We start from the raw sequence: 5,243 nt of genomic DNA, 5'->3' as shown, positions 1-5,243 counted from the left end.
TGTTGTGGTAATTCTATTAAAGGCCTCTATGGGCTTTTTTGTCTACAAGTGTTCGGTTATATTTTACAATCTCCCATACCAAATAAAGAGTTTAGATTACCGATTATTTTCAAAAATTATTAAGTCTTAACAGTCAGGTTATGGAACGTTAAAAGAAGAGTGACCATCGCTGGCCACTCTTCAGTAAATCTAGTTCAATTTAATTATGCCCACCAGTTGGTGTTTGAAGATACATTGCTAGTTGCGGGATTCTCAACCAATTGAGCAGTGTATGAGGCTTTCAAATCATCACCAAATACTTTGTCACGGTTGTCCGTCTTGAATTCACCTGGGATCAATTTGAATTCATAGTGGTACTGCTTGCCACCAACCTTAGCTGTGTAGGTCTTAGTCCCAATAATAGTACCTAATGCTTTGGATAGTCCATTGAGCGCAGTATCATCATTCGTTGCAAATACTTTTTGAGATTTTGGACCAGTCAACAATGCGATATCATCAGCTGTCAGTGTAGCCTTAGCATCTTTGGAGGTAAGAGTTGACCCTTCCGTTAAAGGCTTATTCAATTCAATTGCAGTTCCTGTTGAAGCACTCGCAGCATCTCTAGTTGCTGCCAGAACGTTATTGACACTTTCAACTTTCATACCAATTTTAGAAGTTGCTGTTTCATTAACATCCACGTATACCGTGTTGCCATATCGAGCAGCTTTAACGGCATCTGCGAGCACAGATGCATCTTTAACTTGGTAACCACTAGGTAACTTGTCTTTAGCAAAGTCAGCCAGCGCTTTGCCTGAAGCATTCGCGGCTTTCTCAGTTACGACATCGCCAGCGGAAGTGCCCTTGCTTGCGGTAACCCAAGTAGCCTTAGCCACGGCAGCCTTAGTCTTAGCATCACGGTATTGAATCGTCACACTGTTGTCGTTCGTGGCTTCTTGGTCGGCAACGTTAACCGTCAGCCCACCGAATTCAGTGGTTGTGGCGTCCTTGTAGCCGTCGCCGGCGTAGATCCAACCAGAGATGGAAGAGTCGCTTTCGGCAGTCACGTAGTAGTATAACGTGCCTTCCTTGGACTTCGTCACAGCCTTGCTAACCTTGAACGTGTCGTTCTTGTTCAAGCCGTAAAGACTAACACGGTGTGCCTTGTATTCGGTGTTCTTAGGTGCTGTCCACAGCGTGTTCTTGTTGACGTTACGCAAGTGGAAGCCAGTTGTCTTGGTTGGCATCGTGGCCTTATGGGTTGTAGTTGCTTCTTGAATCCCACCAGTGAAGGCCTTTTGTACCCGGCCGCCGTAGATGTAGCCACGGTACTTACCGTTCATGGAAACGACCTTGTAGTAAACCGTGCCCCGGTTAGTCAGGGCCATGTGGTAAGCGCGAAAGTAGTCTGCGGAGTGCTTGGATGCGGCGAGGTTCTTGGCTTTAGCCTTAGAAACCACGCGCTTAGCACCGTTCACCGTTCCGGGCTTCGTGTAGATGGCGTTCTTCCCCGTTAATTGAACGTTTTGACCATCTTTGCCCAGTGAAACCTTGGAAACAATCTTGGCCTTAGAAGCGGCATTTGCCGTAGCCGGTGCGATGATACTGTTGGCAACGCTACCCAAACTCAGTGCGGCCAGACCAACGTAAAGTGATTTTGCTAAAATCGATCTCATTGTATTTTTCTCCCCTAGAAAAGTAATGTGGTTGAACACGATTTAGTATAGCAGGTGCCCCCGGCAATGGAACCCCTGCGCCAAGATTCACTATGTTAATCATGATATCAACTCAACGAACGTTTCATAAAATCACCAACTAATCCCACCAAAAAAGGCGATCGCCGATTGGCAATCACCCGTAAATTTATTTTTAAATATGAGAATCACTCTCATATGTCGCTAACTTCCCCAGTAGACTGTCGGCATCGACCTCAGCCTGCCGACAGCGTTCCCGAATAATCGTCGGGTGTCGCCGCACCATGCCCGCAAAGACCTCCGGATTCAGTAACCAACGTAGCTTAACCTCCTGCTCGTAAGGTTGGAGGGCCATATTGGCCTCGATATCCGCCAGTAAACTGGTGTCCATACCCAAGGCAATCGCCGCCTCACACTGGGTCAATCCCAGATGTTCACGCGCGTCACGAATCGCCATGGGTTCCATGAAGTGATACTGTCGCCGATAGATCGCGAAGTCCGTCCGGAAGTTGTAGTCGGGGTCATCCACTGGCTCCAGGTACTCCTCCTCATCCTCGACATCCGCATTCAATGGTACCCAGTAGCGGTGCGTGTTCGCAATCGGTTCACTGAATATGGTCAGTCGTTCCTCTACCTCGATGACTCGAAAATCTACCGGTGCCCCGGTAGTATCCGGATGACTGACCCGCGCAATAACTTTAACCATGACCTGACTCCCCTTCCAAGAATTCCCGTCGTTGTCTGTGCGCGTCACTTGCGTCTCCCCGACCAGCAAGCAACTTGCCCCCACTATACAGGAAAATCCTCAGAGAACGGTCAGCCACGTCCTACAAATAAATTTATCCCTAAATCACCCCGTCATACCACGGTTATTGAACCCATGCCAACAAACTTTCTGCGTTGGGTTAATGATCCCGCGCAACTAGCGTCTAGTGACCGTTCCCTACCCAAAACGTGTTACGCTTCAATTGCTCCTACTAGACCCCAAGCGGGCAGAGCATGGACGACTGTTACGAGCCAAACCGGGAAAGAAAGTGATTTTATGCCTCTGACCATAGTAAACAGTGAGGTAGTAGCCGCGGTATCATATGCCGAAGGTTGCGGATTATTGGAGGTTCGCCTCAAGAGTGGCCAAATTCGCGTATACTGCAATGTAACCGAAAAAACCTTACTGGAATTCTTAGATGCTGATGATGCTGATTACTTCTATGATGACGTGTTGTGTCACCATTCGTATATCGTGATTGAATAGAATCAAAAACTACCCGTCAAGCGGGTGATTCGCAAAGGGGCTATGGACCCCGTCTCTGGCCGGCGTCTCAAGGCGCTGGCTTTTGTGTGTCAAAGCCAAACCACGTTTGTCACTTTTGCTGCCGCTTTAAGCGGCGTTAATACTACTTACCCTGACCTCTAAAGGGGATCTTCATACTCTCTTACACTTAATTTATCTACTGCTTGATCATGTTTTTCTTGGTCTCATATATACTTCTTGATTATGGTTTCGTTCAAACCTACGGTTCTCACATAATATCCTTCTGACCAAAAATGACGATTTCCAAATTTATATTTCAAATTTGCGTGTTGATCGAACATCATCAATGCGCTCTTACCTTTCAGGTATTCCATAAAGCTAGAGACACTTAACTTTGGTGGTATACTCACCAACAAGTGAACATGGTCTGGCATCATATGCCCCTCTAGGATCTTGACACCTTTGTACTGGCACAATAATCGAATGTCATTTTGTAAATATCTTCGATATTGATTATAGATTATTTTTCTCCTATACTTTGGAGTGAATACGATATGGTACTTGCATAACCACTTTGTGCGGGCAAGACTATTGAGTTTATTCGCCATATGAAAAGTCCCCTTTCGATTTAACAATGTTGGCTTCGACACCTACATTCTAAATCTACTGGAGGGCTTTTTGAGTGTAACCAAATTGCTATCCACCCGCATAACGCGTAGTTTTTTGTTTCGCACGCTTTAGCGTACTCAACTCGGCCTAAAAGCATAACAAAAAGGGCCCCCCTAGAGGGACCCTCAAAAGCTAAATTAATTAAAACTATTCAGCATTTACGTTGCTAGAAGTGTTGCCGGAAGTGCCGTTATCAACGGTACCAGGTGTAACAGTTGGAGTGACGTAAATCTTAGCAGTTTCGCCATAGTTCAACTTAGCATTAGCAGCATCAGTGTCACCCTGGTCGTAAGCGTAACTGATGAAGTAAGGAGCACCAGCAGCAATGTCAGTCTTATCAATAGCGTTCAATGCTGCTAACTCAGTAGCATCAGTAGGCGCAGTCTTTTGAACAGACTGGAATGCAGTGAATGAAGCATCACCAAATACCTTATCCAAGTTATCAACAGAGAGTTGAGTACCAGCAGCACCAACCATGTACTTGTTGTAAAGCGCTACGTTGACAGCTGGTAAACCACCATTAAGGTCAGTTGCAGCTAACTTAGTAGGAGCAGTCGTAGTGGTAGAAGGCGTGTAGAATGAGTACTTAGATGAAGCGTTTTGACCAACGGTTACAGTCACAACACCACCATAAGTAGCATTTGCCATGTCAGCAGGGTTAGAACTTACAAATGAGTAACCATTTGGAAGGGCACCCTTAGCATCAGAACTCGTCTTAATGAAGTCTGCAAGCTTGATGCCAGCTGAATTAACGTTAGCATCTTCAGTGCCAACTGGCTTACCAGCAGCAGTAGTATCAGTAGCTGACTTGTCAACCCAAGTCGATGAACCTACAGGAGTACCATCAGCTAATTGGAACTTGACGTTAACACTGTTGTAAGATTCTGCAGCATTAGAGTCAGTTGAAGTACCGCCAGCGTAAACCCAACCCTTAACATCCTTTTGGTCATTAGATTGTACGTAGTAGTATAACGTATTTTCACGCGTCTTAGTTGCAGCATTTAAGACAGTGAAGCTACCACCCTTGGTAACACCTTGAAGTGATACCTTGTGAGCTTTGTGTGCAGTGTACTTAGGAGCATTCCACAAAGTGTTCTTGTTAGAATCCTTCAAGTATACATTAGTGATAGTAGGCATAGCTGCCTTAGTAGTAGTGTCAGCCTTCTTCAATCCACGGCTAACTGCACCTTCAGTCTTACCAGCATATACGTAACCACGGTACTTACCGTTCATAGAAACTACCTTGTAGTAAACGGCACCCTTGTTGGTAGTAGTCGTACGGTATGCCCAGAAGTAGTCAGCTGACTTACCTGAGTTAGCAAGCTTCTTCATGGTTGCCTTTGAAGCAACAACCTTGGCACCTTTAGTAGTACCTGGCTTAGTGAACAGAGCGTTGGTACCCGTTGATTCAACGTTGAAAGCTTTGTTGTTTACGGTCAAGTCGGTTTCAGCACCGGCTTTAGCGTATGACTTTGCTGAAGCGTTAGTTGAAACGGCAGCAACAGAGACAAAGCTAAGAGCAGCGAGTCCCAAATAAAGAGATTTCTTTAAACTGGATTGCATAATTTTTCTTCCTGGGAGATTGTAAAATATAACCGAACACTTGTAGACAAAAAAGCCCATAGAGGCCTTTAATAGAATTACCACAACAC

Annotated in this window: 4 protein-coding genes and 1 pseudogene; 1 reads left to right on the top strand and 4 read right to left on the bottom strand. The window is 45.5% G+C overall.

Going from position 1 to position 5,243, the window contains the following annotated elements; all coding sequences use genetic code 11:
* Positions 1-203 precede the first annotated feature (203 nt).
* On the bottom strand, positions 204-1,652 hold the full coding sequence (locus OCU14_RS11080) for an S-layer protein (RefSeq protein ID WP_261811073.1): 1,449 nt from the start codon (positions 1,650-1,652) through the stop codon (positions 204-206).
* A gap of 193 nt (positions 1,653-1,845) precedes the next feature.
* A complete protein-coding gene (locus OCU14_RS11075) occupies positions 1,846-2,376 on the bottom strand; it encodes a helix-turn-helix domain-containing protein (protein ID WP_261811072.1) in 531 nt (176 codons plus the stop codon).
* On the opposite strand from OCU14_RS11075, the gene OCU14_RS11280 reads away from it, so the two are divergent.
* Positions 2,347-2,922: a KTSC domain-containing protein gene (locus tag OCU14_RS11280; protein WP_373875092.1), complete on the top strand. Its 576-nt coding sequence runs from the start codon at positions 2,347-2,349 to the stop codon at positions 2,920-2,922. The genes OCU14_RS11075 and OCU14_RS11280 overlap by 30 nt on opposite strands.
* Positions 2,923-3,080: 158 nt before the next feature.
* On the opposite strand, the pseudogene tnpA reads toward OCU14_RS11280, so the two are convergent.
* Together tnpA and OCU14_RS11065 are read right to left on the bottom strand one after the other, a co-directional pair.
* A pseudogene (tnpA, locus tag OCU14_RS11070) lies at positions 3,081-3,530 on the bottom strand (IS200/IS605 family transposase).
* Between the two features lie 208 nt (positions 3,531-3,738).
* Positions 3,739-5,154: an S-layer protein gene (locus OCU14_RS11065; RefSeq protein WP_309296934.1), complete on the bottom strand. Its 1,416-nt coding sequence runs from the start codon at positions 5,152-5,154 to the stop codon at positions 3,739-3,741.
* Positions 5,155-5,243: the final 89 nt, after the last annotated feature.

The organism is Levilactobacillus humaensis, from assembly GCF_024345185.1.
GTDB classification, from domain to species: domain Bacteria; phylum Bacillota; class Bacilli; order Lactobacillales; family Lactobacillaceae; genus Levilactobacillus; species Levilactobacillus humaensis.
Note: the sequence above shows the minus strand (reverse complement) of the source record. Positions and strands in the feature narration are given on the sequence as shown.